Consider the following 251-nt stretch of genomic DNA (forward strand, 5'->3'; position numbering starts at 1 on the left):
GGCTTCGCCGCCGCTTAACTCCAGCGTTAGGTCTTCCATATGCGTGCTTTCTTAGTCATCCTCGTTGCGCTTTCGCTCTCCCAAAACGCATGGAGCGCCGAGCGCAATGCCAACCTACAACTTGCTGCACATGCGCAAGCGCTGGATTCGCAATCACAGGCAACTCTTGGCATAAGCCTTCGTCAAATATCCCTGTTACTACAAGCCGACCCGCATGTATTTAATCGCAAGGAGACGTTAGAGCAGGACGG

The 251-nt window shown here is 53.4% G+C and carries 1 protein-coding gene; it reads left to right on the forward strand.

The features are described 5' to 3' along the window. Positions 1-39: 39 nt before the first annotated feature. The coding region (locus tag ASG75_RS16710) for a hypothetical protein (RefSeq protein ID WP_235580231.1) at positions 40-251 on the forward strand (212 nt) is incomplete at its 3' end.

It is taken from the genome of Rhodanobacter sp. Soil772, assembly GCF_001428385.1.
GTDB lineage: Bacteria > Pseudomonadota > Gammaproteobacteria > Xanthomonadales > Rhodanobacteraceae > Rhodanobacter.